The organism is Avibacterium sp. 20-126, assembly GCF_044358625.1.
Classification (GTDB): Bacteria; Pseudomonadota; Gammaproteobacteria; order Enterobacterales; family Pasteurellaceae; genus Avibacterium.
Window position 1 is genome coordinate 1472543 of the sequence record NZ_CP091457.1, and the last position, 24400, is coordinate 1496942.

37 protein-coding genes are annotated in these 24400 nt (G+C 43.9%); 2 read left to right on the top strand and 35 right to left on the bottom strand.

The annotated features are described in order from the left end of the window. Positions 1-8: 8 nt before the first annotated feature. From L4F91_RS06730 to L4F91_RS06765, 8 genes are read right to left on the bottom strand one after another with little or no spacing between them, the layout of a single operon-like run. Positions 9-548 carry a phage tail protein gene (locus L4F91_RS06730; protein ID WP_395895549.1) on the bottom strand — a complete coding sequence of 180 codons (540 nt, stop codon included), beginning with the start codon at positions 546-548 and terminating at the stop codon, positions 9-11. Continuing rightward, a complete protein-coding gene (locus L4F91_RS06735; protein ID WP_395895551.1) occupies positions 541-1653 on the bottom strand; it encodes a baseplate J/gp47 family protein in 1113 nt (370 codons plus the stop codon). Before L4F91_RS06735 ends, L4F91_RS06730 begins: the two co-directional genes overlap by 8 nt. Next, positions 1650-2006: a GPW/gp25 family protein gene (locus L4F91_RS06740; protein WP_395895553.1), complete on the bottom strand. Its 357-nt coding sequence runs from the start codon at positions 2004-2006 to the stop codon at positions 1650-1652. The genes L4F91_RS06735 and L4F91_RS06740 overlap by 4 nt, the downstream gene beginning before the upstream one ends. Positions 2007-2060: 54 nt before the next feature. Then, entirely contained in the window at positions 2061-2642 is a 582-nt protein-coding gene (locus tag L4F91_RS06745) for a phage baseplate assembly protein V (RefSeq protein ID WP_395895555.1), read from the bottom strand. Next, a complete protein-coding gene (locus tag L4F91_RS06750) occupies positions 2617-3675 on the bottom strand; it encodes a phage late control D family protein (RefSeq protein WP_395895557.1) in 1059 nt (352 codons plus the stop codon). Before L4F91_RS06750 ends, L4F91_RS06745 begins: the two co-directional genes overlap by 26 nt. Next, the gene (locus L4F91_RS06755) at positions 3675-3902 is read right to left on the bottom strand and encodes a tail protein X (RefSeq protein ID WP_395895558.1); all 228 of its coding nucleotides are present in this window, start codon (positions 3900-3902) and stop codon (positions 3675-3677) included. Before L4F91_RS06755 ends, L4F91_RS06750 begins: the two co-directional genes overlap by 1 nt. Further along, entirely contained in the window at positions 3895-4827 is a 933-nt protein-coding gene (locus tag L4F91_RS06760) for a phage tail protein (RefSeq protein WP_395895560.1), read from the bottom strand. Before L4F91_RS06760 ends, L4F91_RS06755 begins: the two co-directional genes overlap by 8 nt. Continuing rightward, entirely contained in the window at positions 4827-7262 is a 2436-nt protein-coding gene (locus tag L4F91_RS06765) for a phage tail tape measure protein (protein WP_395895562.1), read from the bottom strand. Before L4F91_RS06765 ends, L4F91_RS06760 begins: the two co-directional genes overlap by 1 nt. A gap of 33 nt (positions 7263-7295) precedes the next feature. Here L4F91_RS06765 and L4F91_RS06770 point away from each other — a divergent pair, with 33 nt between their 5' ends. Beyond that, positions 7296-7568, top strand: coding sequence for a hypothetical protein (locus L4F91_RS06770; RefSeq protein WP_395895564.1), 273 nt, complete (start codon positions 7296-7298; stop codon positions 7566-7568). A 12-nt stretch (positions 7569-7580) separates the two neighbouring features. Here the strand turns inward: L4F91_RS06770 and L4F91_RS06775 are convergent, their stop codons facing one another. The 27 genes from L4F91_RS06775 to L4F91_RS06905 form a co-directional block, all read right to left on the bottom strand. Continuing rightward, a complete protein-coding gene (locus L4F91_RS06775; RefSeq protein ID WP_395897852.1) occupies positions 7581-7799 on the bottom strand; it encodes a GpE family phage tail protein in 219 nt (72 codons plus the stop codon). Then, positions 7730-7987: a phage tail assembly protein gene (locus tag L4F91_RS06780; protein WP_395895566.1), complete on the bottom strand. Its 258-nt coding sequence runs from the start codon at positions 7985-7987 to the stop codon at positions 7730-7732. The genes L4F91_RS06775 and L4F91_RS06780 overlap by 70 nt, the downstream gene beginning before the upstream one ends. Positions 7988-8072: 85 nt before the next feature. Further along, positions 8073-8594 carry a phage major tail tube protein gene (locus tag L4F91_RS06785; protein ID WP_395895568.1) on the bottom strand — a complete coding sequence of 174 codons (522 nt, stop codon included), beginning with the start codon at positions 8592-8594 and terminating at the stop codon, positions 8073-8075. Continuing rightward, the gene (locus tag L4F91_RS06790; RefSeq protein ID WP_395895570.1) at positions 8594-9991 is read right to left on the bottom strand and encodes a phage tail sheath family protein; all 1398 of its coding nucleotides are present in this window, start codon (positions 9989-9991) and stop codon (positions 8594-8596) included. Before L4F91_RS06790 ends, L4F91_RS06785 begins: the two co-directional genes overlap by 1 nt. A gap of 1 nt (position 9992) precedes the next feature. After that, on the bottom strand, positions 9993-10511 hold the full coding sequence (locus L4F91_RS06795) for a Gp37 family protein (RefSeq protein WP_395895572.1): 519 nt from the start codon (positions 10509-10511) through the stop codon (positions 9993-9995). A gap of 8 nt (positions 10512-10519) precedes the next feature. Further along, complete coding sequence (locus L4F91_RS06800) at positions 10520-10954, bottom strand: gp436 family protein (protein WP_395895574.1); 435 nt, start codon at positions 10952-10954, stop codon at positions 10520-10522. Continuing rightward, entirely contained in the window at positions 10954-11178 is a 225-nt protein-coding gene (locus tag L4F91_RS06805; protein WP_395895576.1) for a hypothetical protein, read from the bottom strand. Before L4F91_RS06805 ends, L4F91_RS06800 begins: the two co-directional genes overlap by 1 nt. A gap of 70 nt (positions 11179-11248) precedes the next feature. After that, entirely contained in the window at positions 11249-12190 is a 942-nt protein-coding gene (locus L4F91_RS06810; RefSeq protein ID WP_395895578.1) for a hypothetical protein, read from the bottom strand. 34 nt (positions 12191-12224) lie between these two features. Next, entirely contained in the window at positions 12225-13325 is a 1101-nt protein-coding gene (locus L4F91_RS06815) for a peptidase (RefSeq protein WP_395895580.1), read from the bottom strand. A 233-nt stretch (positions 13326-13558) separates the two neighbouring features. Further along, positions 13559-14020 carry a phage virion morphogenesis protein gene (locus L4F91_RS06820; protein WP_395895582.1) on the bottom strand — a complete coding sequence of 154 codons (462 nt, stop codon included), beginning with the start codon at positions 14018-14020 and terminating at the stop codon, positions 13559-13561. A 195-nt stretch (positions 14021-14215) separates the two neighbouring features. Then, complete coding sequence (locus L4F91_RS06825) at positions 14216-14407, bottom strand: hypothetical protein (RefSeq protein ID WP_395895584.1); 192 nt, start codon at positions 14405-14407, stop codon at positions 14216-14218. A 124-nt stretch (positions 14408-14531) separates the two neighbouring features. Then, on the bottom strand, positions 14532-15812 hold the full coding sequence (locus L4F91_RS06830; protein WP_395895586.1) for a phage minor head protein: 1281 nt from the start codon (positions 15810-15812) through the stop codon (positions 14532-14534). Further along, the gene (locus L4F91_RS06835; RefSeq protein WP_395895588.1) at positions 15805-17259 is read right to left on the bottom strand and encodes a DUF935 domain-containing protein; all 1455 of its coding nucleotides are present in this window, start codon (positions 17257-17259) and stop codon (positions 15805-15807) included. Before L4F91_RS06835 ends, L4F91_RS06830 begins: the two co-directional genes overlap by 8 nt. Next, on the bottom strand, positions 17259-18758 hold the full coding sequence (locus L4F91_RS06840) for a terminase large subunit domain-containing protein (RefSeq protein WP_395895590.1): 1500 nt from the start codon (positions 18756-18758) through the stop codon (positions 17259-17261). Before L4F91_RS06840 ends, L4F91_RS06835 begins: the two co-directional genes overlap by 1 nt. After that, a complete protein-coding gene (locus L4F91_RS06845) occupies positions 18758-19300 on the bottom strand; it encodes a DUF3486 family protein (protein ID WP_395895592.1) in 543 nt (180 codons plus the stop codon). Before L4F91_RS06845 ends, L4F91_RS06840 begins: the two co-directional genes overlap by 1 nt. A 35-nt stretch (positions 19301-19335) precedes the next feature. Further along, positions 19336-19638 carry a hypothetical protein gene (locus L4F91_RS06850; RefSeq protein WP_395895594.1) on the bottom strand — a complete coding sequence of 101 codons (303 nt, stop codon included), beginning with the start codon at positions 19636-19638 and terminating at the stop codon, positions 19336-19338. Next, complete coding sequence (locus L4F91_RS06855; protein WP_395895596.1) at positions 19635-19943, bottom strand: hypothetical protein; 309 nt, start codon at positions 19941-19943, stop codon at positions 19635-19637. Before L4F91_RS06855 ends, L4F91_RS06850 begins: the two co-directional genes overlap by 4 nt. Continuing rightward, entirely contained in the window at positions 19933-20067 is a 135-nt protein-coding gene (locus L4F91_RS06860) for a hypothetical protein (protein WP_395895598.1), read from the bottom strand. The genes L4F91_RS06855 and L4F91_RS06860 overlap by 11 nt, the downstream gene beginning before the upstream one ends. After that, on the bottom strand, positions 20060-20317 hold the full coding sequence (locus L4F91_RS06865; protein WP_395895600.1) for a DUF2681 domain-containing protein: 258 nt from the start codon (positions 20315-20317) through the stop codon (positions 20060-20062). The genes L4F91_RS06860 and L4F91_RS06865 overlap by 8 nt, the downstream gene beginning before the upstream one ends. Next, a complete protein-coding gene (locus tag L4F91_RS06870; protein ID WP_285096587.1) occupies positions 20314-20532 on the bottom strand; it encodes a DUF2644 domain-containing protein in 219 nt (72 codons plus the stop codon). Before L4F91_RS06870 ends, L4F91_RS06865 begins: the two co-directional genes overlap by 4 nt. Positions 20533-20601: 69 nt before the next feature. Next, positions 20602-21150, bottom strand: coding sequence for an N-acetylmuramoyl-L-alanine amidase (locus tag L4F91_RS06875; RefSeq protein ID WP_395895604.1), 549 nt, complete (start codon positions 21148-21150; stop codon positions 20602-20604). 71 nt (positions 21151-21221) lie between these two features. Then, positions 21222-21548 carry a hypothetical protein gene (locus L4F91_RS06880; protein ID WP_395895606.1) on the bottom strand — a complete coding sequence of 109 codons (327 nt, stop codon included), beginning with the start codon at positions 21546-21548 and terminating at the stop codon, positions 21222-21224. Between the two features lie 25 nt (positions 21549-21573). Beyond that, entirely contained in the window at positions 21574-21819 is a 246-nt protein-coding gene (locus tag L4F91_RS06885; protein WP_395895608.1) for a hypothetical protein, read from the bottom strand. Positions 21820-21852: 33 nt separating this feature from the next. Beyond that, positions 21853-22743, bottom strand: a complete 891-nt coding sequence (locus L4F91_RS06890) for a hypothetical protein (protein ID WP_395895610.1) — start codon at positions 22741-22743, stop codon at positions 21853-21855. 2 nt (positions 22744-22745) lie between these two features. Further along, positions 22746-23174 carry a hypothetical protein gene (locus tag L4F91_RS06895; RefSeq protein WP_395895612.1) on the bottom strand — a complete coding sequence of 143 codons (429 nt, stop codon included), beginning with the start codon at positions 23172-23174 and terminating at the stop codon, positions 22746-22748. Further along, positions 23175-23612, bottom strand: coding sequence for a helix-turn-helix domain-containing protein (locus tag L4F91_RS06900; RefSeq protein ID WP_395895614.1), 438 nt, complete (start codon positions 23610-23612; stop codon positions 23175-23177). Between the two features lie 147 nt (positions 23613-23759). Then, a complete protein-coding gene (locus L4F91_RS06905) occupies positions 23760-24020 on the bottom strand; it encodes a hypothetical protein (protein WP_395895616.1) in 261 nt (86 codons plus the stop codon). A gap of 64 nt (positions 24021-24084) precedes the next feature. On the opposite strand from L4F91_RS06905, the gene L4F91_RS06910 reads away from it, so the two are divergent. Then, positions 24085-24318 (top strand): DNA-binding protein, encoded by a 234-nt coding sequence (locus tag L4F91_RS06910; RefSeq protein ID WP_285096575.1) that lies wholly within the window; start codon positions 24085-24087, stop codon positions 24316-24318. Positions 24319-24400: the final 82 nt, after the last annotated feature.

A 24400-nucleotide genomic window follows, 5' to 3' on the forward strand; every position in this document is an offset into this window, starting at 1 on the left:
ATGTCGTCCTATGCAGCACCGTGTCCCCAAGTGCCGTCGTAAGTGATTGTGTCGTTATATAAATGTGCGTGTGCGGTGTAATCTAAGCCTTCAATTTCGCTGCGAGCAGGGGCGAAGGCTTGAATATATTTTCGGGCTTCTTTGCCTTGTGCTAAGGTCATCACACCATTCAATAAAATGCGGTAGTATGCCCATTCATTTTCGCGGTCGTTTTTAATGCGCAGGTTTTCTTCGATTCCAACTGCTCCTAATCCTAACTTGGCGCAAATTTGCTTCACCGCCCATGGTGTGCCTTTGTATTTGTGCAATTCCACGGCGGAGCTAATCAGCGTGCGTTTTGATTTAATGTCTTCAGCCAATAAATAGCCATCGTAGCCTGTCACACTCCATTTCTCGGCGACCAACTCAATATATTTTTCATCAAGCAAATCAATCAGCGAGGTCATAATTTGCGATTTGTCGAGCTGGTCGAGCCGATTGGCTAAATCGGCAAGCGTGGTGAATTTCACATCTTGGCGAATAATGTCAGCGTAAATCAGTTTAGCCATGGGATTCTCCCACCACGTTTAAGGTAATGCTTTCACACACCGCCCATTCGTTTTCCAACACCTCGGTTAAATGCGGCTCTACGATTTCCACGTTATATACCCCCGAAACTTTCAGCGTTGCTGCAATCGTAAGTGGCACAATATCTACGCCTAGCGTGAACGGATCTTTTGCCAACAACTCCTGAATAGCTTTTAACGCACGGCTTTTGGTCTCCGTTGGATTGGCTGAGGTATAAAGCTCAAGATTTGCCACAATGTGGTAACTCACTTTTTTCGCGGGTGAGACAATCACCGTATCATTGAGCGGTCGGCGTTTATCTGCACTCAAATAGGCTTGGATTTTGTCAATCAAAAGAGGTTGTGGCACACCACGTTTGGTCAGCACCGTCATTTCTACTGAGCCAGCCTTTGGGCGTTGCACGGCAACATCATTGATAAAAGGGGTTACGCTGCGGGTGTGATAGTTATAGGCTTCAAAAGTGCCACAAACGGTAAAGGCTTCAGGGGCAAGCAAAATGCGTTTGCGGTAATCTTCATCGTTTTCTTCAGCAACACCACCATCGGTTTCATCAATGTTGCTGACCGTTAAAGTGCCTTGATAATCCACCGCACTTTCCAGCGTTTTCACCCGTCCTGCCTCCCAGCCATTGCCGATTTCGCCCGTGAGGTTTGCCACACCAATTACATCAACAAAGCTGGCAAATTTTGAGATCACCGTTTCTGTTTGCGTGGAGAAATAAAGGTTATCGGTGGCACGCACCATTGTGCCTGCGGGGATCACAATTTCATCGTGGTCAGTTTCTTCCACACGAAAGCGCAAAGTGGTTTCCGCAGGCTGTGCCGCAAGGCGAATACAACCCATTTGTTCACCGCATAAATCCAACGCTTGCCCCGTTGCTGTTTGCGGAAAGGTTTGGCGAAAGGCTTCGTTAATCCCTTTACGCATCAACAGCTCACGGTAGGCATATAAGTTGATAATCAATCGCTCAATATGCGCAGGCTGTAAGGTTTTGCCTGTGCGCTCTTCATATTGCGCAATACAATCGGCAAGGATTTTTGCCACATCTTCATCAACAATTTGGACGTCTTCACGTTTCAAGGTCATAGTTGATACTCCGTTGCATAAATTTGACGAGCGACATCTTCAGCCACACACCACTTCACCGAAAAATGAAACTCGGGGGCTTCGCCTGTAATCAAGACTTCTTGCACCACAACACGCTTTTCCCATTTATCAATCGCCGTAAAGACTTCACGCACAATGTTTGGGATCGCAATATCTTCGGGTTGGTCGATATAATCAAAATGGTCGGAGCCAAAATCAGGGCGAAGCACGTCGCTGCCTTTTCGGGTGGACAGAATGTTGAGAATGCACTGATGCAAATCATCTTCGCCTTGAATGGTGGCGACATCAGTGGGGGCTAATTGCCAGTGAGTGTGTTGGATAGCATTTTTCATAGCCGTGAGTGTAACGGCTATGAAAGAGAAAGGATTTTAAACTGATTTAAAGAATTACTGTGGACTGCCTGATACATCTCGCCCACCTTGCACACCGCTGTGAACGTGTGAGCCGAGAGAAATTGCCCCTTGTTTAACACTTGGTGCGGAGACTTCTTTATCAGAAGTAATTTCGCCGCTGGCGTGCAAGTTACCGTTGATAGTGGTGTCGCCATTGATTTCTGTTGTGGCATTTACCACCGCATTGCCTGCAGTAACGGTGACCGTGCCTGAAGTTTTGACCACCACATCACCTGTTTTGCGATGGTGGGAAATTTCAGTGCCATTACTGAATTTATGTAACCATATTTCACTATCTGCAACAGGCACAGGGTCTTGGGCATTGTAAATTGCGCCTAAAACACAACCGCTTTCACCGCGTGCATCGAGCAGCACTGCAACCAATTCGCCCACATCAGGCAGGCAGTAAAACTGGTTGCCGCCTGCATTCGGGGTAACAAAAGCCAGCCACGCCGTTTCAAAATCTTCAAGGGCGGGAATGATCGCTTTAATACGGTGGGTTTTCGGATCGACTTGGCTGACAATGCCTTCTTGATAGGTCGCCACAAAGTTATGGGTTTGCAGTGGCTTTTTCATCTTTTGGCAGTTCCTCACTAAATTCAATCATTTTAATTTCAAGGTCGGTTAAGTAGCCTTGGTTCTTGTCTAGGCTATGGCGTGCCTGTTTAATTAAGTATTTACCGCTAAACATACCCACGTTGGTCAACCAAATGGTATTACCTGCCACCAGTTTGGGGTTGCCAATCACGGTAATGTTGCCCGCTTGCTGGTCGTCATTTTCAGCCAGTGCGGCATCTGCACGCGCATTGATTTGCGCTTGGCTTTCACCACGGGTCACGATTTTTAAGGTGTCAGCACTGTTTGCCGCCGCTTGCTTTTTACTTGGGCGTTTGGCTTTGTGCTTTTTAGTAGATTTCAACGCCTTTTTCTCGTGCTGATTAAAGCCTGTCACTTCCACTTTTGCCACGGTGTCTTTAATACGGTCGCGCAGACGCAAACTTTTCACTTCACTGTAATCAATCACCGCAACAGGCGTGCGTTCTTCAAGGCTTGCCATAGTGGTGAATACTAAGGTTTGATTGACGATTTTAAAGCTGTGATGATATTCGTGCGCCAGCCGTGTTAAAAATTCCACGTCCCGTTCTTGATATTGGGTGGCGCGCTGAATCGGAATATCTGCCACCGTGCCTGTTACCTTGAGTTTCAACCGCTTTGCCACAGTTTTCACGATATTCGCCAGCGTGGTATTTTCGTAAGATTTCGGTTTAAGCGTGCGGTTCGCCTTGGTTACGCCCGTGCTAAGGGCTTTGAGTGAGACGGCTGAGCCTCGGTCGGGCGACCATTGCCATTCGATTTCGTCTAACTCAAAACCGCCTAAATTGACCAACGGCTCGCCTTTGTAACCCAGTTGCAGGCTTAATTTATCACCTTGGGTCGGGAACCAACTGCCCACCCATTTGCGTTCAATATCTTCAAATTCCACCTGTAATTCGTCCGATTGGTCGGAGAGATAGTCGGTATAAGTGAGCCGCAACAAATTCGGCTTCACATATTGGGTGATTTGTTTTGCTTCATATAGCAATTCAAAATCGGGGGTTTGGACTTGCATTAGTTATCTCCTTGCAACCACGGCGGCAAATCACTGTTGTCGGTGGTTTTCACCTCTAACACAGGCACTTTTAAGGTTTCGCCCATGGGTAACATTTCACAAAAGGGAATATGCGGATTGGCATCAATCAGGCGGTTGATTTCGTTGACCGAGCCATAATAATGATAGGCAAGGTTATCCCAACGCTCGCCCTGTTTAACCGTGTGTAAAATAATGGCATTACTCATCGTTATCCTCCCCACTGTCGGCACGAATGGCGATCCAAGCGGTCATTTTTGCTGAGTTTTTTGCAAGGGATTCCGACACCACATCAGCCGATTCAATCGCTTTTACGCCTAAGTCAAACCATTCGCCCAACTCATCGCCCTCGATGCCTGATTTAAATAGGCTATAAGCGGTATTTAAATGTCCTGAAAGGGTGGTTAAATCTTGCATAAAGCCCGCCGCACCTCGCACGCCTTCAGTTAAGCTGGCAAAGGCATTGCCTAAACCGACCATTTCAGCCAAACCACCAAAAGAACCGCCTAAGGTATTCACAATGCCACTGATTTCAGACAATGCCGCAAGCGGGTTATTTTTCAGATTTTTTACAATTTCGACCGCACTTTTCACATCAGATACGACCTGTTTCACTTGGCGCGCTACCGCAATGCCTTTGCTCATCAACTGATTGGCTTGGCTGACAAAATTGCTTAATCCTTTCGGAATAATAGAAGCCAAGGGCGAATTACCTGCAAGGGATAACGCTGCACCTAAAATGCCCGCTTGTGGATTGCCAACAAATTCACGCAAGGTCAAACTTACATCACGGGCAAGGGCATTGCCTTTTTCATCGGTAAACAGCACCGTACTAGAGACTTCTGTCACCACAAAATGCCCCGTAAACTTAGAAAAACCCAACACTAACGCCAAGGCTTCTTGGCTTTCTTGTGCCGTGAGTAAGGCTTGATAGCGACTTTCCACAGGGGCTAGTTGATGATGCAGTTGCAGCTGTAACGTGATTTCAGCTAATGCCATACCCATCGCCTGCAGCTTTGGCTTGCCTGATAGTACATTATGCTCGGCAAACACTGCCGAACGGCGTTCATCAAAGCCCGTTGGGGCAGACAGTAAATCAAAGGCGATATTGCCTAACAGTGCATAATTTGCCATTAGTAAGCCCTCCGTTGTCGTTGGTCTAATACTCGGTTGAGTAATTGCTCAAACTCATATGCCCCCATTTGCAAGGCGTTTTGTAGTTGGTCGGTGACGCTTTGTGGTGCATTGCCGTTCACAGTGATATTCGGGCTAAAATGCACCACAATGCCACCTGCATTTTGCGTAGTTTCATTATGTGTAACGGTGTTTCTGTTTAGGGGCTGATAATCAGCAAGCCAATTGCCTTGTGCCGAACCGTCAAACCCGACAGAATCCGACAAGGCATCACTGGCTTTTTCTGCAAGTGGTAGAGAATTATTCATACCAATCGCCAAACCTTCCACCACGTTCACACCATAGCCTTTAAACACTCGGCTTGGCGAGTGAATGCCAAGTTTTTCCGCAAACCAGCCTTTAATGCCATCGCCTAAATCAGAGACGATTTGTTTTGCACCCTCCCACGCGTTTTTGATACCGTTTACTAAGCCGTCGATCATATTGCGCCCAAACTCACTAAATTTACTCGGCAGGTCAATACCGAACCAGTTGAGAACCGATGAAAAAATATGAACAAATAATGAAAGCGGATTGAAATTGAGAATAATGCTACCTAGAGCAGAGAAATTACCACTAAATAAACTTTTTAGACTATCCCACAAGCCCGTAAACCAACTGACAACCCCGTCCCATACGGCTGACCAAAAGCCCACAATACCATTCCACATTCCACCAATGAATTGGATAAAAGTCTCAAAATAAGGCTTAATAGGCTCCCAAAGAGTAAGAAAGAACTTTTTAATGGGTTCCCAGTATTGATAGACGAACAAGGCAATCATACCAATAGCCATCAACGTGCCAAGTGGACTTGCTAACATTGCTCGCCCCATAACTAAAAAGGCTTTACTAATCCCTATCACGGCTTTTAGGAACATTCCCCCAAGAATTTTTCCTAGGACAAAGGCGGCTGAATATGTCATTTTTAAGGCAACCATAAAACCTTTCATCAAGCCCATATTGATTTTGATAAAGAGTTTGGCAAAACTTATCCCTAGATCTAATAATCCTATACTTAGGAATGTTGTGATTTTTGTTAATGCCCACGCAATCTTGAAGAAAGTCGCAAAACCTTTATAAACTCCAAATCCAACAAACATTACACTAGAAAGCACGGTTTTTAAGGCAAAAAAACCAACAGAAGCAGTTGCAAGCCCAGCACCTACCATCAAAATCTGATTGACCAGTTCTTGATTTTGTCCAATCCAATCCACCACACCATAAACAAGCGGTTTGATGTCATTGATCACATTGTTAATCAATGGCAAAAACTTAGCCCCAATGGTAATGCCTAATTCAGTGAAGCTATTTTTCAATAGTTGGAGGCTGTTTTCTGTGGTTGCCGCACGCGCTGCGAACTCTTTTTCCATTGAGCCAAGGTATTTAGGCTTGCCATTTTCATCGGTTTCTTGCAAGGTCTTGATGCTTTTTTCCAGCAATTCCACATTCCCTGCAATCGACGACACATCATCGGCATATTCTTTACCGAATAAATCTACCAACACACCTGTCCGTTTAGCTTTTGGTAATTTTTCTACTCGTTTTAGGAAATCAACTATCGCACCTTCACCATCTTTGGCGATATTCTTTTTCAGTTGTTTTGCTGAAATACCCACCTCTTTTAATGCTGCTTGGAACTTTTTACCGCCTTTGTCTGCAGTATTGAGTGAAGTAAGCATTCCATTGATCGCAGTACTTGCCACTTCAGGAGATTTACCAAGAGAAATGAAAGTATTCGCTAAAGCTGCAGCAGCATTTTCAGTTAACCCAAAATCTTTAGAAACACCTGCAATTCGTCCCAGAGTGTTCACAATATCAGATGCCTTAGCCGGCGAACTGTTTGATAATTCATTGATAGCATCACCTAAATTACCAATGTCTTTAATCGGGATTTTGTACACATTGGCGAGTTTCGCCATCGAATCACCGCTTTGTTCAGCCGACATATCAAAAGCGACCGACATTTTCGCAATCGTGGTGGTGAAATCTTTGAGATCTTCTTCAGCCACACCCAACTGACCACCTGATGCGGTAATGGCTGCGAGTTCTTCGGCTGTCATCGGTAAGGTGCGTGTCAGTTCAAGAATATCTTTGGATAGTTTTTTAAATCCTTCAGGCTTTTTGAAATCAACCACTTTTTTCACATCTGCCATCGCACTTTCAAAAGCAATCGCAGGTTGAGCCAATCCCATTACAGAAGAACCGACTAAAGATGTCATTGAAACTACGCCACCTAAACTTTTTACAACGCCTTTACCAAGTTGCCCAAATTTGGCTGATGTACTCAATTCGCTATTTCTTAGAATACCAATCTCATTGCGTAATCCTTTAATAGCGGTAATCGCGCCTCCTACTGAGGCACCAATGACTAAAGATATTGCTAAATTTGATGACATCGTTTATAGTCCTTTCAAAATAAGGGGGTAAAAATGTATAAATTATTTGATGAATTTATAGGTCTGATTGGCTATGCGCTTGCAGGTGTTTTAGGCTTTATCATTCTTGCGGTTGGCTTTACCTTTTACCCAGTTTTCACATTGATTGCGCTAGGTTTATTGCTCATTGCACCTTTAGCCCCAATGCTTGAAAAAATCGCAAAACGCCTTGAGGCTCGAATGATTGAAAAATCGCCGACGATTAAATTAGCAAGCAAAGCGAAACGCTCTTTCAAAAATGGCTTAAACAAAGCCTTCAATAAATAACAATAAAGCCGCTTAAATAGCGGCTTTCGTGTAATTGCCTTTTATCTGCCGTTGGGCTTGATTGAGCCACCGTTCAATTTCATCAAGCGTCATTTCTTCCAGTTCTGAATGCGAAAATCCAAACCAAAACGCTAAATCAGCTAACGCCGCATCAAGGGCGGTTATTTCGACTTTCCCTTTTGCATTTCTTTCAGGGCTAATTGCACTTTTTGATAATCGGCGACATCTAATTCACCTACATCTTCCATCACCAAACCTGTTAAGCGGGCAACGAGGAAAAATTCTTGATCGGCTTCATTCTTTTGGCTTTGTGCTGCACGCAAATCTTTTGCTTTGGCACGACGAAGGTGTAATTCAGTAATGGTTTTACCTTCACCATCTGTGATTGGGTAATCAAGAGAAATGATAATTTCAGACATAAAAAACTCCTTTGTGAGATTATTTAACTTTCACAAAGGAGTTTACTTAAATAGGCTTTAAAGGTCGTTTAAACTGCTTTAAAGATTATTGCCCGATATTTTTACGGTAAACTTCTAACACGTCTTGACCTGCTACGCGCCATTTGTTGGTGAAGGCATCAAAATACAAAACCTCTTTGCCATCAAGTGATTGTTTAATCATTGTGGCTTGGTAGGTCATACTATATTCTGTCGCTTCCTTCGGCTTGTATTCGCCTAGTGGGGTTTTGTTGAAGTTGCAATTTAACATCATCACCAACGGCACTTCTGTGGCACGTCCTGCGGCGTTATACACGCTCACATCGGCACGCACTTGCAGTTGTGCGGTGCGGTAAGGATTGTTGGCAATGGCTGCCACTTCATGGTAAAAGCCGTCCCACACAATTTCGCCTTCAAGGGCATTCACGCCACTTGGTAATTTAATCGTGCCGACCAAACCGAGATTTTTATGCTCGGTCATTTCCACTTCAAATTCAGGCAGTTTGATGGATTTCGCCTTGCCTAAAAAACTGTTGCCGTTGATATAGACATTGGCGTTATCAATTTTGTTAATCGCGACACCGCTCATTATTGACCTCCACGGCTGGTTAAGTTAACAAGATATTTGCGGGTAACCACGCTCTTATTGCGGATTCGCTCCGCAGGAATTTTCGGCGTGAAATCATATTGCAATGGCACTAAACCTTGACTGAAAGCGTCCACAAGGTCGGCATCAGGGTCGAGTTCTACGCTGTAACCCACGATTGATTTAAGCGTTCCCATATAGGTTTCAATTGTGCCTAATAGGCTATCTAGCAAGGCATCATCAATCGGGCGGTCGTTATATTGCAATTCTGCTTGGGCAATGCCTTCATCAATCAAGTCTGCCGTGCGTTGCACCACTTCAAATTGGCTAATATGCGTACTGGTTGGGAACGCTGCTAAACGGTTGCCCCACAAGCGATAGCCTGTGCCATAGCTGTTAAACACGGTGGTAATACCACGAGAGTTGAGCTGATTGGTTTCACTTTGCACGTCGTTCACACGCGCGGTGAGTTTGACTTCTACACCTTGCACGCCTTTGAGTTCACGGTTTGAGGTGGAGAACCAATAGCCGTGATCTACATCGGTTTTCATACGCAAGCCCGCGGCGTGGGTGGCAAGGCTTTCCAGCGTGCCACGTTCGCCAATCACATGCGGATAAAACAGATGCACACGGTCAGAACTGGTGTAAAAGTTAATCGTGCCATTGCTACCACGTCCAGCCACGGCTTGCGAAAGGGTTGTACCTTTCGGGGCGTTGATGTAAGCAATCGCATTGAGTTTTTCTGCGAGTGTGACAAGTGAGGTCATCACGCCTGCTTGTTGGTCGAACTCAGGGCAAATCACAATTTTGGCATCGGCACCAAATTCGATAAAGCCCATTTTCAGTAACTCAAAGCCCGTGCGTTTACCTGTCGCGGAATCAATCCCACCACGAATATCGCCTTCCGTTACTTTGCTTGGGTCGGCATAGGTATAAGTTGCTGTCAGTTCCGTTTGCGGGCGAATAAAGATGATTTCACCTGTTAATAGATTCGCCGTGTAATCTTTGCCCGCGGTTAATGCGGTCGCACCTGCTTTAATGGTTAATTCGAGCAAGCCCGCTTTTGCGGTTTGCGCTATTAAGGTATCTGCATTTTGCGCAAGTGGTTCATCGGTAACACTGGTGCGGTGTTTTTTCGGGTCTAATACGTTGATCACATAGACGGTTCCCGCTTCGTAGCGTTTGATAATGTCTAACGCATCACAAATGGTATAACCTTTATCTAACACATTGCCGAATTGAGCAAAATGTTTTGCCGTTTGGCAAAGGGTAATTTCATTGGTTGCACCAATCGGGGCTGAGCCAATTAAGCCAATAATCGCCCCATCAATTTGACGGATAGCTACCGTGCCACCGTTAATGCGTTCGGTTTCAGAACCGTGGTGAAAGGCAACTGCCATATTATTCTCCTTGTTTGGTTTTCAACCGTTTATCTAACGGCTGTGTGGTTGAGCGTCTAATTAAATGTGCAAATTTCGGGGCAGAATTGACCGCTTGTTCTTGGCATTGCTGCACTTGCATTGTGTCGGTTTGCAAAATCAGTTGATATTGCCAAATCCCTGTTTCTTCATCAGCGCCGTTAAAAAATTCATTAATCAACCAGCATTCACTGCAATTTGATGGGCGAAAGCCCACAATTAAAAGACGTAGTGCATCTAATAAATTTAATGCACCGACATCATTATGCAAATCACGGGTGATCACTGTTAAAGCAATTTGCACATGGCGAGATTGTGTTACCGCACTGGTTGGGCGAGGGCTATCAAACTTGCTGGCAAGATAGCTAATCAGCACCGCCCCGTTAATATGAGAGAGCGAATAGCTGCTTGGGTCATTAGGGAACAATTCCACGTCCCATTCGGGTAGGTTATCTTTTAGGTGACGTTCAATATCACTTAAAATCAACTGGGTTGCAGACATAGTCCCTCTCAATATCCTTCAGTGTTAATGCGTTGTGCTGCTCGCACGGCATATTCACTGTTATCAGGTAATAAATCATCGCTGAGTTCTATTGCACTTTCAGCTAAACCGAGGTGCAATTTACCTGTGGCGATTTGCTCAAGCTCCTTCACTGCCTGCGTGTAGGTTTCCTTCACGGTCTCTGGCATTTTCGTTTCAGGTCTTCGCGCATAAAGCCAATAACGGGCAAGGGTTAAAGCGTGCTGACTAATGAGTGTAGGCACTTCCACTAAAGGCAAGGTGTAGCGAGAACGCAGTGCTGCATCAATACGTTCATTTGCCACTTTGATTGCCGTGTCTAGCACCGCTAAATTTGGTTCCATTGCGGTGGGTTCATCATTGCTTAACTGCACCAACGTTTTGCGGCTAAATGCGGTATAAAGCTCGCCCGTTGTGATATACATTATTCACCTACTTTATCGCTAATTTCGGCTTTTTTATTGCCCTCAGACTTCGCTTTTTTAGCGACGTTGTTATCCTCACCATTTTTGACGGGTTGCACGTCATCAAGATAAAGGGCAATCTTGGCAGCTTCAGTTTCATCTAGTTCAATTGTGGTGCCGATGTCATAGCGTGTGCCGTTATGAATAATCGGGCAGCCTTTAATGGTTGCGGTGATTTTTGCCATCTTTGTTTCCTTATGTGTAAAGTCGTTTCATTTTGAACTGTCAACTTATCGCTGACAGTTCGAGGTGTGGTTATACAGCGGATTTAATTAAATAGCCTGCTTCTGCCATCAACATATATTCTTTGTTAATGTCTGTGGTACGCACGTTATATACTTTGCCGCCGACTTCATCGTATTTATCGACCACTAATGCACCTTCACGGCGGAAGGTATAACCAAATGATGGGTTGTACATAAAATGTTTGCCGTTGGCATCAGGTTGCGCAACGTGTGCCATTACAATGTCGTTTGCCCAAATTGGGGTATCTACGCCATCAAGGGTGGCGCGATAACTTGCACGACCAATGGAGATGTTAAGTTTTTGCCCATCATCGGCGAGCAGTTCAGCGAGTAAGGCTGGCGTTAAACGTTGTAAGCCACGGCGTTTTAATACGTCCACAATTTGAGCGTGTGAACGCAATGCTACCCACGCATTCGCAGGAATAATGATGGTATTCACTGCACCTGCACCCGCTTTACGCACCGCTTCAAAACCGTCATCAAAGACACCAAAAATATCAGAACCTTTAGCACTGAACTGGCTTGAGCCTGATAACGTCACTTTATTACTTGCCGCATAAGAGGCTTCATTGGTTACAAGGGTGGCAATACGTTTTTCACGGTTGAGTGCCATTTTTTCAGATACAATGCTGACGGCATATTGTTCATAAGCAAAGTCAGCTTCTTTGTTTTCACGGTAGTCGATTGGGTATGCCAAGTCTTTTTCGGTTAAAGCAATGTTGTCTGTGGTGACCTTCGCGGGGGTAATTTTGTTGCTTGCCGCATGAAGTTCACGTTCATCACTTTCTACCACAAAGGCTTCTTTACCAAATTTAGGGAGACGCGCCCCTTCTTTTGGAATTTCGACGATAGGGAGAATGTTTGTCCCGACAAATTCTTCATTACGATAGCCAAGGGCTAATGATGTCAAAACGGGATCGGTAAGGCGTTGTTGAACTACTTGTCCTGCCATTGTTTTATCCTTTTTAAGAGTGTTGAAAATTCAGTTACAGTACTGCCGCTAAAGCGGTGTTGTAATCTACATTGTGTTGTTTCATATGCTGGCGCACACGACGGTCTAATTCGATGCGGCTTGGGTCATCGCTTTCGGCATATTCCACTTCATCAGGTTGTTCGTTGTATGCACGGTCAGCGGTTGCCACCTCGGCAAACTCAATGATTTTCGGGTTCGCAGATAATGCAGCTTTAAATTGTGATAACACATCTTCGCCTTCGTTAAATTCAGGCTCACGACCTGCTTTCATTTCCGCAATCGCATCTAAGGCTTTCACCATTTGTTCTTTTGCCACTGGGGCAAGCTTGCCTGCTTTGACTAAGCCTTCACAAAATTCAGCATTCGAGGCTTTATCAGCATTTAATGCTTCTTCGGCTTTTCGGGCTTCAATTGCTGCTTTTTCCGCTTTGAGTTTTTCATTCTCAGCTTTTAGGGCTTCGATTTCTTCGGGGGTCATTCCAGTTTCTCCTTCGGTCTTTTGGGGTTCATTAAAAATAGGTTGTTCGGTTGGGTTATCTTGTACTTGCTGTTTTACTTGCTCACGCATTGCATCTTCTTTTAGCCAATCCACTTCATAAGACGGTAATGCCTTATCTGCTTCTTCGATGCCAAATTTCCCAATAATCCATCCACGCATTCGGGCAAACAAACTAGCTTGTCCCCAGTCGGAAAACTCAACGAAGTCTTCTGCCTCGTTAAATTCCACTTGTTTTAAGCCTTTCACCGCAGGGGGCATCGCACCAAGAAAACCGACATGGCGTAGCGACAGCACACCTTTATGCGGGTTATTCGGACTATCAGGGAGGTAGAACGCAGCGGAAACTTTTTTAAATTTGCCGTCACTTACCATTTCGGCAAAATCAGGATCAATTTGGTTGACATTGGCAACTAGCACATCACCTTGTAATGCGAGACTTGCTACCCAGCCCCAAGCGGGGTTGTTGGATTTTGGGTGTCCGATAACCAAAGGGGCTTCATGATATTCGGGGTTATAGGTTTCTACTGTTTGAGCCAGTTGGTCGGTGGTGATTTCAATTAGCTTGCCATTGGCATCGTAACGTTTGCCAGCTTTAAAAATTTCAATTTGGGTCATATTGCCTCCGTTATGGGGCAATCATAAAAAATAATGGGGTGTAGCTCTTTTAAACTAATTTAAAGAATGAGAAAGAAAAATGAGGAGGTGATTGGTATGAGAAGATAAAAGGGGCGTTTTTGCGTGTTTACGGGTGTTTATAAACACGCAAAAAACAAGGGAAGCTATCATTTATCGAAGAACAAACAAAAACGCACAGAGGCGATTTTACGCGTTAAATTGCATTTTTAAGTTTAACCTATCTGACCGACCACTTTAGCAAGATGATTTCGGGCTTTTTCCAGCAAGTAGTTCTCATCTTTTTGCCCGACTCCGAGCCAAGGGCGTTTGGGGACGGTTACCTTTCCTCCTCGTCCTGCCTTCCCACCGAATTGGTGCAAACGGGCATAAATTTCTGCCGAGCCAAATTCCACGTTATTATTAGTCACGTTATACGCCGTTTTATCTGCAAGATAGCCATCTTGGCGTAGGATTTTTGTGCTTTTACCTTTCTTTCGCTTACGCGCTAAGGTTTTCGCAGAAAGCGGTTTCCAATTATTCCCTTCGGAATCGACTTCTTTCTTAAAGCGTTCGGTGTGAATTTTTTTAAGCGTTTCGCCCAGCACACCATAAAGTTTGCGAGGCTGTTGTAGTTGGCTTGCAATTTGTTGCAAGGATTTCACCGCTTGCGTGTCGTCTAGGGTAATTTTAATCATAACCTTGATCTCGTAGAATAAAAGCGTGGTAATGTTGCCACGCTTTATTTAAGGAATTTATTATGCAAAAAGAAATTCAATTACTTGAAGACATTTTAGTTGCTGAAGTATTGATACTTGCAAAAACCATTGAACTAGAAAAGAAGCAAAATGGTGGTTGGTCTTCTGATGGCTATGTAAACGATGCCATGAATGCTATCGTGCAGAAGCGAACTTCCATTCTTGAACGGTTGCTTCAAAAACAGCAGGATCAGGCTCAAAGACTTGCAAGTTCAACGCCTGCTGGTTAAGCATTTCGCTGACACGGCGAATATCATTTAAGTTAAAGCCTTTGAGTTGTTCGAGCAATTCAAGGGCTTTTACCATTAATTCATTATCAGTTTTCATTTTGTTTTCTCCTATTGATTAAAAAATAAGTTGGGCGTATAGTTAAACCATTGCAGTAGGGGTTACCAACTGGAAAGGGTCCAGGGTCGGAAGACGGCTGATTATCCTGTTCGAATCAGGCAAACTACTGCAATGAACCCCACAACACGTCATATGTTCCAAGTTGGGTAAAATCTTCAACTGTACTGGCAGTTCTTACTACATTTAATTTCCAAGTGATTTTCTTACCGCTTAATTCATCTTTCACTTTCACTTCATAATCTAATTTGATGGCAACCTTGCCTTTCTCGGTATCATAAATAAATAACAGCACATCGTTGGCATTTTTGTTGCGTTGTTGTTCTTTCGCTTGTAACAAAATCGCCTTAGGATTTTTCAACTTTTCAGGCAAGTCTTCCCAAAACTCAATCGGCAGGTTAATGCCTTTGGCTTGCTTGGTATCACGCAAGGCATGTAATACATCATCATCTCGCACCGCAATCACTGCACTTTGTGGAGCTTTACCTAGTTCGTTTAATTTATCAATCACTTCATTGGGTAACACGCCCACATATTTCATATTGCCCCGAGCCATTTTCTCTATTGCGACTTGGCTCACCATTCCTTTCATCGCCGTATTTAACATCTGTACGGCATTTGGGTGCTTTGCAAAAATATCTTCAAGCAACAAACTAGCAAACTTAGGTTCAGCCGTAACCAGTTTTTGCATAAGTAAGCTATCAATGCTTTGATTTCTGCCAGCCTTGATATTCTCAAAATTATGCGGTGCAAAGCCGACATCGACACCTTTGGCAACCGTCACCACACGAGGATTGCCCAAACGAACACCCACAGTTTTTTGCTCCATCTCAATCGGTGGGGCTTCGCCCAGTTGTTTGCCGTAATAGGTCAAGTCTGCCTCATCGTGAGCGATAACCGTGCAATGGCAACCATAGGCTTGAATGGGGTAATGATAACGCCACCACGGGTCGTCATAACGTAAGACTAAACCGTCCCACGCAACATGCTGTGGGCGAGGGTGGGCGTTGTCATTATGTTGGTATTCCCAATAAGGCAGTTCTTCGGCAAGCTCTAAATGTTGTTGCAACCGTCCGCGATTGTAGGCAGTATAAACGTTGGTATCGTAAATAATACGGGTTCGCCAGTTTCTACCGCCGTGGTAACTCCAGCCTGTATTTGCCACGATTTCATCAAAGCGTTTGCGAAAACTTGCCAGCGTTTCACCGTTGAGAATGGCATCATCTATGGCTTTTCTGAATTCAGTTAATACTTCATTACGATTGGCACCTGCTACCACGAAAAAGTAGTCGTGTTCTTCGCCCAATACGTCCAAGTAGCTATTGGTTTTAAGGTTGAGCTTCTTCTCAAAGTATTTAGCTTGCTCTTCAAATGTAAACTTATTCATCACCTTTTACCTTGATGTCATCTTTTACCGATTGACGACCAGCCAATTCAGCCACTGTCGAACCAAGAGCAAGTAGCTGTCCATATTCCGCAAAACTGAGTTCAGGGATTAAGCTGTCTAACTGATTTCTAAAATCTTCTAGGCTTTCGGCTTGGCTTAATTGGTCTTTCACACTCTGCAACCAATTATCGACGAGGCTTTCACCTTCCATTTCTAATTGCTCAATAATGCCATCGGCAATAGGGTGTAGCCCTTGGTGATCGTGTTCGGCAAATGCTGAAACTTGTGGATTTTTCACCGCACTTTGTTCATCAACCTGAACCTCAATGTCGCCTTCTTCAAAGCCATATTCACGTTGGAAGTATTCTTTGCTAAAACGCACACCCATTGAATGTAATTTGGTATCACGTTCTACTTGAGCGGTGTTGATCTCTTCTTGCTGATAAAACTCAAAGGTTGGCAACTGTTCCACAATGAAATTATGTTTCACAATCCATTGCAGCAACTGGTTAAAGGTCGCTTCAATAATGGCTTGGTCGTCACTGCAGATACTGTCTAACACTTCAAGCCCAGCAGTAGCCGAGGCACGATTGCTTTCTTGCTCGGTAGTTTGGTTTTGCCCGAGCAACGCAATGTTGATTTCGGCTTTACAGAAATTGAGGAATTTTTCAAAAGCATCTGTGCTGGCTGATTTTCCTGCCGCTTCTTTAATATCCACGGAACTGTCTTCAGGAATAACCGCAATGGCAGAGCCAATCATTGCCTCAAGGCTGTCTGCAAGGCGGTCTTTTTCTGTTTGGTTTGCTTGGCGTGGGTGTTTGCCAATCAACCACGGACTGCCGTATTTTTCGGTAAACTCAAGCCAAAACTTCAAACCGCCTTTTTTGAAGGTCGCAGCCCAAAAGCATAATGAGAGATCACCTAAGCCGTAAGGGTTGTCCTGTGTCGCTTCTTGCGTGGTGAGCAAGAATTTCTCCTCAGTCAGCAATTCCCCATTGACCCAGTCTTCTTTAGTGCGAAAACGCAGTTTATTCTCTTCATCGAAAACAAACCATTCAGGCTTTTTGCCAATAATGTTGACTGGCACAAACAAGCCATCACGCTCGCCCCATATGACTTCAGAAACCTGATAGCCATATAACGTGGCATTCAGCATTTCAGTGATAATGTTATTCAGTGGCAAGCGGTCGAAAATTTGCAGAATTTGCTCGTCCACTTTTTCATTATTGGTGGTAGTAATGCGCCACTCTAAATTTTTGATTGCCGCTTTACGACGGCGCACACCTGCACGCACCTGCCCATCGGAAAGCAATTCGCGGTAAACGGCAATGCTTTTGCCCATTTTCTTCAAAATAGGATCGGGATTTGGCAAGTAATAGCCAAATGCCCAAAAATCAATACTTCTCGCGCGGGTAGCGATTTCAGTGACGAGGTTTTTATTTTTCATTAGTCATATCCTTGAATAAGTTTGGTGCTTTTTCGTGGTCTACGGCTCACTGGCTCAACGGGCATTTGTACTAATTGACGACTTGCATAATGAGCAAGCAATAAAGAAATAGCGGTATCGCCGTGGCGTTTGTTTTTACCGTCTGCACTCTTAGTACGTTTATCAGGAATGCGTGGTACGCCTTTCACGACTTGAAACGAACGCAAGTCGGCAAGAATATCGGCATCTTTGGGAATGCTATCCAGTTCTCCATCTTCCAATGCGGCTTTAAATGGGGCGGTGTGTTCTCGATACCATTTTTCCGATAATTGCACGCAATCGACTAATGAACCGAATGCATCACGGGCGGATTCTGCTAAATAGCCACCGTTCCCACGAGCGTCAAAGGCTGCACCCGCAAAACGTGGTAAGTGCTTGAGCATAAATAGCACAATTTGTTCTTGTTGCTTGTAAGGCATATTGCCTAGCTCCACTATCAGCCGCACGCTTTTGGTTAAGTTTTGCTGTTGGGCTAACACCACAAAGGAAGTCATATCACCACTACGAGCAAAGTCTTCGCCTAAAAAATGTAACTGGGTTTCATTTAATGTTTGCAAAATTGGCTGAAGCGCGGTTTCGCACCAATCCTGTATTTCTTGATAACGTGTCGGCTCAGGCACAAGACTAAAACCATCTTTTGCCGTCATTCGGATAACAGGCGTGCTTTCACTCATTTGGCGTTCAATTAAGGCACGCGAGAGCCATAAGCCTGTGCCGTTTTTCGGCACGCAGTAGTATTCTTCTTCCGCATCTTCTTTCGTTGCCGTATCATTGAGTAAATTTTCTTTCCACTCGGCTTCTTTTTCAGGTGTCCATTCTTGTTTGCTTACTTGGCAAATGCGTTGATATAAACCTTCCGCACAAGCATCATCAAGCGTAATGGTATGCACCGAGTAACGTTTTTTTCCTGCACGGCTATCTAAGATCAACTCGTTGAATAGGTTATCAGCCCCATTATGGGTCGAAATCAACCGCACTTTTGCTCCCCACATTGTGAGAGCGAGAGCTGCTTTCAATACTTCAGCAAGGTATTCGTGGAAGGCTGCTTCATCAATCACCACCACGCCTTGCATACCACGCAAGTTTTTCGGATTGCTAGAAAGGGCTTTCACCTTGAAGCCTGAGGCAAAATAAATTACATAGGTCAGAATATCCTTGTCTTCATCTTGCAGTACTTCTTCTTGAATTTCACCAGCGGCATAGTTAAACGCCCTTGCCCACATTGCTACGGCATCAATAAATTCGCGTGCCATCTCTTTGTTAGAGCCAATGTAGAACACATCAGAACCACCGTCTTTCTTGGCAAGGCTTGCAATCAAAGCATCATCGGCAGCTTCTGCCCACGTCAAACCTGTTCGGCGAGACTTTTCAGCAATTTTAAGCTGGGATTTATCTGCTACCCAACGTTTTTGATAGCCCAACAGTAGCTCGTTTGGGTCAAAGGGAATGAGATCTTTCACTATGCAATACCTAAAATTTGCTGTTTGATTTTGTCGGCAGTTTCAGCAGATAAACCAGCCTGAATAACAATTTTTTCTGTTTCTTCAGCAGCAAGCTCGGCTCGTTTTCTTACATCAGCTTGATAGACTTTGAGCTTGGTGCTTGCCTGAATAAGAGATGCCACATTTTTTCCCGCAAAACTCAAGGCTTGGAATTTCTCCATCGGGGTCATCTCATCATCTTTGGCTTCTTCGATGTCCACAAGTGCATCAAATAAGGACGACTGCAGCATACCCATTAAGGCTTCACTGCGTTTGTCTTCTTTATCTTCCGCCCCTTCAGCAATAATGCGAGCCGCTTCGGTACTATCTTTGATTGCCTTAAAGCGGCGTTCAATCTTCTGCCCATAACGATGAATCGCCGATTTACTGATGGAATAGCCTTTCTCACGCAATAGCGTTTCCAATTCCACATAACCCGAAAATCCGTTCTCAGTTAAGGCTCGTTCCAGCCAGCGGCGGACATCTTCGGGCAGTTTTTCAATACTTGAACGAGGTGCCATTGTCTTTTTTCCTCTCTTGTTTGCTCAAGGCTGTCTTACGCCCAATACTTTTCAGGACGGGCAATACCTGCTTGGCAGTCGATGGTGTATTCCACAATGTCCACGCCTAAGCGGTTGATGTCGGCAAACCATACGCCGTGCGGCTGTTTGTCGACTTCCACCAGTCTGCGGTCGGCGAGGTATTCCAGTTGCTGACGTACTTCAAGGGCGGTGACATTCGGGTAAATGCCACGCATCACATCAAGCAAAAACTGCTCGCTGGTGGTGTAAGGCATTGCTTTATGTAACACGTTGAGCAACTGCCAACGCATACCTTCGCGGCGTGCTTTTTCCATCATTTTGCACTCTCCATTTTGTATAAATCACTAAGGGTTTTATGCAATGCGTCCATCTTGGCTTCTAGCACTGTTTGCCCGCGAATGTAGTCATCGCGCAACACATACACGAGCGGCAAGGACGATTGCATTTGGTTGATTTGCTTTTCCAGTTCTTCAACTTTGTCGTTGACCTTGAGCTGGTTTTGATGCCGTTCACTCAAACTGTTCTGAAATTGAGCCACCAAGATTTTGGCAAAGCCAAAACAGCAGCCTAAAAACGAGAGCAACAACCCAACCAAGTGCCAAAATTCGACGTTAATGGTCATCGGTTTGCTCCTTGCAGATGTCGCGATAGGTGGCGTTATGCACTGCAATTTGCCGTAAAGTTTCGGTGGTGTCTTGACGGCTTGCGGTGATAATGCCAAAACCTGCACAGCTTGGATTAATCACGGAGATCGCCTTGTTGCTGCAAGCGGTCAAGCAAAGCAGTGCGGTCAGTATTACGGCTGTTTTCTTCATTCTTTTTCCTTGTTTCAAAATGTTTCACTTGGGTTTCGGCAACGGCTTTTTGGTTTTGTAGCTCGTGGTTTTCTTTAAACAAGCGGTCGATTTCTTGCCCCGCTTTGCGAATTTTGTAGTAAGCCACACAGCCACCTAGCAAGACCAAGCCTGAAAAGCCTAAAATGAGATAAAAAATCACGCTTGCCCCCTGTTGATTGCGTTGGCAAAGCCTTTGGTTGCGGCTCCGCCTGCCGCGAAAATGGCGAAGGTCATAAACAGCTCAGGCACATAAGGGCGGTCGAGCCATACGCAAAAACATAAGATGCCAGCCATTAGCAACGCCCCGAAAAATTGGATAAAGGCGGTGGTGCTGAGCCTGCCGTTGTCGTTGGTGATGAGTTCTTTGATTGCCACGTTGTTCTCCTTGTTATGCCTAGGGCTTTCGCCCTAGGTTAGGCATAATTCAGCCCCTTTGGGGCTGGGTTAGTTTTTAAATAAATGGTCAAAATTGATTACCTGCTCTGAATCCAGCCACGTCCACACATCAAAGCACGGGCAAGCCTTGATCCATTCATTCGGTTTGATGGTGCCATCGCCGTTGAGGTCGGGGCTTAAATCACGATGTCCACAAATGCGAGCGCTGGGATATTTCGCTTCTAATTGGCGTAATAGTTTGTGTAGTGCCTGCCATTGTTTTTCGGTGTATTCACCGTGGTTTTTGCCGTCTTTGCGGATACCGCCGACTAAGCAAATGCCGAGACTGTTAAGGTTATGCCCTTTAACGTGTGCCCCTGTTTCGCCCTCTTTGCGACCTGTTTCAACGGTGCCATCGGTATCAATCACAAAGTGGTAGCCAATATGTTGTAAGTGCGGGTTGAATTGCTTGTAGTTGCCTGCTAAACGCTGAAAGCCACGCTGTTTGTGCCAGTCGTCGATACGTTGTGCGGCGGTTTGAGTGGTGGTGCGGAGCTGCTTGCCGTTTTGGGTGGCTGAGCAGTGGATCACGATTTTGGTGATGGTGGGATTAGCCATAAAAAAACTCCAGTTATTAGGTTTGACTGATAACTGGAGTTTAGGGGAAGTAAGGAAAATTTAATTTTAAACTAATTTAAGGAAGATTGGATTTCTTTATCGTAAAGCTCATCAAGAGTTTGCTGGTATTCATGAATTTTTCCCAATTTTTCTTGCTTTTTAGGATCGCTATCTGCAAGGCATTGGCATTGCATAGTTAACCTTGCTATTTGTTTGTTAATTTTTCGCTTAACTAAAAGTAAACCAACATCAGGTGGATCAATCCAAATAACCAATATGGTTGTCAGGTAACTTAATCCACCTGCAATAAGCCCAATAATTGCGGGTAAGGCTTGAAAATTTACCTGAAAGTATAAAAAAGCCGAGTGCAACAACTGTGAATAAATTGCAATCAGCATCGTGTTTAATCCTGCGAGCCTTTTCTTATTCATTCGTTGTAGCACCCTTTCTTTTCGTTACCTGCTTTAAACGCTCTCTTAAGTGTGCAATTTGTTCTACTGTTAATTCATCTAAATCAAATTCTTCTACAACTTTAGAACCATCAGCTTTTATAGTCGTAAGTCGCAAAATATTGTCGTGAATGAAATAGTTTAATAGGCGGTTAGTTACCGCCCATCCAATTACACCAAAAAGAGCAACAAGCGCAATAATAGTGCTGATACTCATCATTTTCTTTTAAACTAATTTATATTGAAATAAACTTTATACAACTTTATCTTTACCATCAGCAGGCGAATGTTCAATCACTTGCTTAATGGCATAAGTTTTCTTTTGCTCTATACCATTATCAACGGTTTTGATCTCCAACTCAACATAAAATAAATCATCTGATGAAAATCTTGCTGTATTTTCTTTCACTCGTTTCCAGAATTTTTCATCGTTAATCTTAACAGTAACAGGTGTTTCTTCTTTTGGCAGAATCACTTTCCAGCCACTTTGTGATGATGCAAAGTTGATTGTAATGATACGCAGATATACTTTATCAAGTTCTGTTGTTGTAATCGTTTTTGTTACTTGTTGATCACGGAAATAATTCACTTGTTCAAAACCAACTTCAAGCAGCTCTTCTTGCTTATTATCTGTGTAAAGTTTTGCTTTTACATCACGAGAAATTGGTTGATGGAAAATTTTTGATAAATCCTTACGGATAGGGTTGCTTTGTAAAAGTGTATTAATCTCTTTTGTACTTTCAATGGTTTCACCATCAATTTTTAGACTTTGAGTTCGTTCATCAATAACGACATCAGTCACTTTGCGACCTCTTAATTTATTGACAACCGCAATTAAACCACCAGCAACAGTTCCACCAGCTGAAGCAAGTCCTAATACTTCAGCTACATTAAGTTGCCCACCCATTTGGGCAATAGAGAACCACGTTTCAAATGATCCTTCTTTGTAGGCTTTTACTTCAATGCTAATTTCACTGTTTGGACCATTTAATAGCTCATTAGCTTCTTTTACCATTGCCGAAAACGCCATTAAACTGCGACCAAGCACATCGGCATCAATAACGTGGTTTTCGGTTTTACCGCCATCATAGACTAATTCAAAGTTTGTTGTTCTTAAGTTTGAGTTTTGTTGTTCAGTTGTCATTTTCATTCCTCAGTTTCAATCTTTGTAATCTCTTTTCCCACTTGCTGCCCAGCGTTGTTAAAGACCAACGCCAAATAACCTGCGACAAAAAACACTAAATAACCCACAGGGTGCAGGCAGCCTAAATACAGTCCAAACAAACTGGTTAAAAACGCCACGAGTGTGAATATCCCCAATCTTTGGCTTTTCTTTTGCAATAAGGCTTTGCGGTGTTGTTCTTTTTCGTACCATTCTTGATAGTCAAAATACTGCTTAATCCCAAAGGTGCATTTGCCGTTGTAGCAGTATTCATTGAAGCGATAACTTGCTCCGCCACATTGTGGACAAATGACAATGTGCGGGCTGTTTTTATCTATTGCTTTTTCGGCTTGGTGAAAGTGGGCTTGGTTGATGTTATTAAGCTGCTCAACGTTGTGAATGTGAAAATTCATTTATTTCCCTTTCTTAAAATGAATACCACCTTCAAGGTGTTCGATGTTGTTTTGTTGTTCTACGTTGCCGATATTCATCGTGGTGCGAGAACCGTGCTGCGGTTTGATTTTCGCCGCCAAAGCACTTGCGGTTTTTTCAATGGCTTCCTTACCTTGCTCGTTGCTTTCGCGATAGTCTTCGAGCAGGGCTTGTTCTTGTTGGGTTAAGTGATTGGTTGAACTTCCGCCGATAAACATTTCTCCTTGTCCTGTTAAGAGCCAGCTCAGATTTATATTCAAATGAATAGATAACTTGCTTAAATTTTCAACATTCGGTTCTCTAACTCCTCTCAAATAGTTCTGCAATGTGCTGTATGAGATCCCTGTAATTTCTGAAACCTGCACAATTTTCAATGACTTAGCATCAAAAGAAGCTCTCAATCTGTCTTTTAGTTCCATTTGAATATATTCCTTGATTAAATGTTCCCAAATGAATATAATTTACCACATCAACAACAACCGAACCATAAATCAACAGAAAGAAGGAGATGTTTATGTTCAGCCGTTTATTGATTTATTTTTTGAAAAAGCCACAGGTGGCAAAGGTTATTCGGGAGATTGCTCATCAACCTTCGGAGTCTGAAATTCGGCAAGGTCTATCAATCTCTCTAAATGAATTTGAAGCTTTGCTTGCTCGGATTGTGGAACAGCGGTCAAAGCGAGCTTATTAACCAAATTCTGTAGATCGTCTTTGATATTCCCTGTTTGGGCAGGGCGAAGTAAAAGTGCCAATACCAGCTGATGGGCTGTAAGTTGATCTTTTAAGTATTCAATTTCGTTTTTTAATTCGGCAATTTGATTTTCCATTTTACGCTCCCAAGCAAATAAAAATTGATTGCCATAATTTACCACAAAACAACAAGGAGAAGAAATGACCAATAAAATATTTCACCCCTTGCCCTATCCGCAAACACGAGAAAGTGCAAGGGCCTATTTTTTACGACACGGGATTAACCGTAGCGAATGGGCAAGGCACTTTGGTGTGGATCAGCAAGCGATTTCTGATTTACTTCGTGGACAGCTGAAAGGCACGTGGGGGCAATCCCATAAAACGGCGGTGTTGTTGGGCTTAAAGCCTGACCCTGACCACCAAGCGGCGGCTTAAATACACGCAACCTGCTCTTTAACAATTTAGAAAAAACAGCGAAAAATCGACCGCTCTTTAACGGACGAAAGTCCACTATTTA

Excerpts from the sequence above, each read along its gene's own strand:
- L4F91_RS06905 (WP_395895616.1), bottom strand. The coding sequence starts at position 24,020 with ATGGAAAATCAAATTGCCGAATTAAAAAACGAAATTGAATACTTAAAA.
- L4F91_RS06750 (WP_395895557.1), bottom strand. The coding sequence starts at position 3,675 with ATGCAAGTCCAAACCCCCGATTTTGAATTGCTATATGAAGCAAAACAA.
- L4F91_RS06770 (WP_395895564.1), top strand. The coding sequence starts at position 7,296 with ATGTATAAATTATTTGATGAATTTATAGGTCTGATTGGCTATGCGCTT.
- L4F91_RS06900 (WP_395895614.1), bottom strand. The coding sequence starts at position 23,612 with ATGGAACTAAAAGACAGATTGAGAGCTTCTTTTGATGCTAAGTCATTG.
- L4F91_RS06845 (WP_395895592.1), bottom strand. The coding sequence starts at position 19,300 with ATGGCACCTCGTTCAAGTATTGAAAAACTGCCCGAAGATGTCCGCCGC.
- L4F91_RS06780 (WP_395895566.1), bottom strand. The coding sequence starts at position 7,987 with ATGTCTGAAATTATCATTTCTCTTGATTACCCAATCACAGATGGTGAA.
- L4F91_RS06910 (WP_285096575.1), top strand. The coding sequence starts at position 24,085 with ATGACCAATAAAATATTTCACCCCTTGCCCTATCCGCAAACACGAGAA.
- L4F91_RS06830 (WP_395895586.1), bottom strand. The coding sequence starts at position 15,812 with ATGAATAAGTTTACATTTGAAGAGCAAGCTAAATACTTTGAGAAGAAG.
- L4F91_RS06735 (WP_395895551.1), bottom strand. The coding sequence starts at position 1,653 with ATGACCTTGAAACGTGAAGACGTCCAAATTGTTGATGAAGATGTGGCA.
- L4F91_RS06885 (WP_395895608.1), bottom strand. The coding sequence starts at position 21,819 with ATGATGAGTATCAGCACTATTATTGCGCTTGTTGCTCTTTTTGGTGTA.
- L4F91_RS06740 (WP_395895553.1), bottom strand. The coding sequence starts at position 2,006 with ATGAAAAATGCTATCCAACACACTCACTGGCAATTAGCCCCCACTGAT.
- L4F91_RS06880 (WP_395895606.1), bottom strand. The coding sequence starts at position 21,548 with ATGCTGATTGCAATTTATTCACAGTTGTTGCACTCGGCTTTTTTATAC.
- L4F91_RS06810 (WP_395895578.1), bottom strand. The coding sequence starts at position 12,190 with ATGGCAGGACAAGTAGTTCAACAACGCCTTACCGATCCCGTTTTGACA.
- L4F91_RS06850 (WP_395895594.1), bottom strand. The coding sequence starts at position 19,638 with ATGATGGAAAAAGCACGCCGCGAAGGTATGCGTTGGCAGTTGCTCAAC.
- L4F91_RS06745 (WP_395895555.1), bottom strand. The coding sequence starts at position 2,642 with ATGAAAAAGCCACTGCAAACCCATAACTTTGTGGCGACCTATCAAGAA.
- L4F91_RS06895 (WP_395895612.1), bottom strand. The coding sequence starts at position 23,174 with ATGAATTTTCACATTCACAACGTTGAGCAGCTTAATAACATCAACCAA.
- L4F91_RS06795 (WP_395895572.1), bottom strand. The coding sequence starts at position 10,511 with ATGTCTGCAACCCAGTTGATTTTAAGTGATATTGAACGTCACCTAAAA.
- L4F91_RS06835 (WP_395895588.1), bottom strand. The coding sequence starts at position 17,259 with ATGAAAAATAAAAACCTCGTCACTGAAATCGCTACCCGCGCGAGAAGT.
- L4F91_RS06815 (WP_395895580.1), bottom strand. The coding sequence starts at position 13,325 with ATGACCCAAATTGAAATTTTTAAAGCTGGCAAACGTTACGATGCCAAT.
- L4F91_RS06805 (WP_395895576.1), bottom strand. The coding sequence starts at position 11,178 with ATGGCAAAAATCACCGCAACCATTAAAGGCTGCCCGATTATTCATAAC.
- L4F91_RS06820 (WP_395895582.1), bottom strand. The coding sequence starts at position 14,020 with ATGATTAAAATTACCCTAGACGACACGCAAGCGGTGAAATCCTTGCAA.
- L4F91_RS06760 (WP_395895560.1), bottom strand. The coding sequence starts at position 4,827 with ATGGCAAATTATGCACTGTTAGGCAATATCGCCTTTGATTTACTGTCT.
- L4F91_RS06855 (WP_395895596.1), bottom strand. The coding sequence starts at position 19,943 with ATGACCATTAACGTCGAATTTTGGCACTTGGTTGGGTTGTTGCTCTCG.
- L4F91_RS06785 (WP_395895568.1), bottom strand. The coding sequence starts at position 8,594 with ATGAGCGGTGTCGCGATTAACAAAATTGATAACGCCAATGTCTATATC.
- L4F91_RS06825 (WP_395895584.1), bottom strand. The coding sequence starts at position 14,407 with ATGAAAACTGATAATGAATTAATGGTAAAAGCCCTTGAATTGCTCGAA.
- L4F91_RS06755 (WP_395895558.1), bottom strand. The coding sequence starts at position 3,902 with ATGAGTAATGCCATTATTTTACACACGGTTAAACAGGGCGAGCGTTGG.
- L4F91_RS06765 (WP_395895562.1), bottom strand. The coding sequence starts at position 7,262 with ATGTCATCAAATTTAGCAATATCTTTAGTCATTGGTGCCTCAGTAGGA.
- L4F91_RS06875 (WP_395895604.1), bottom strand. The coding sequence starts at position 21,150 with ATGGCTAATCCCACCATCACCAAAATCGTGATCCACTGCTCAGCCACC.
- L4F91_RS06890 (WP_395895610.1), bottom strand. The coding sequence starts at position 22,743 with ATGACAACTGAACAACAAAACTCAAACTTAAGAACAACAAACTTTGAA.
- L4F91_RS06800 (WP_395895574.1), bottom strand. The coding sequence starts at position 10,954 with ATGTATATCACAACGGGCGAGCTTTATACCGCATTTAGCCGCAAAACG.
- L4F91_RS06790 (WP_395895570.1), bottom strand. The coding sequence starts at position 9,991 with ATGGCAGTTGCCTTTCACCACGGTTCTGAAACCGAACGCATTAACGGT.
- L4F91_RS06730 (WP_395895549.1), bottom strand. The coding sequence starts at position 548 with ATGGCTAAACTGATTTACGCTGACATTATTCGCCAAGATGTGAAATTC.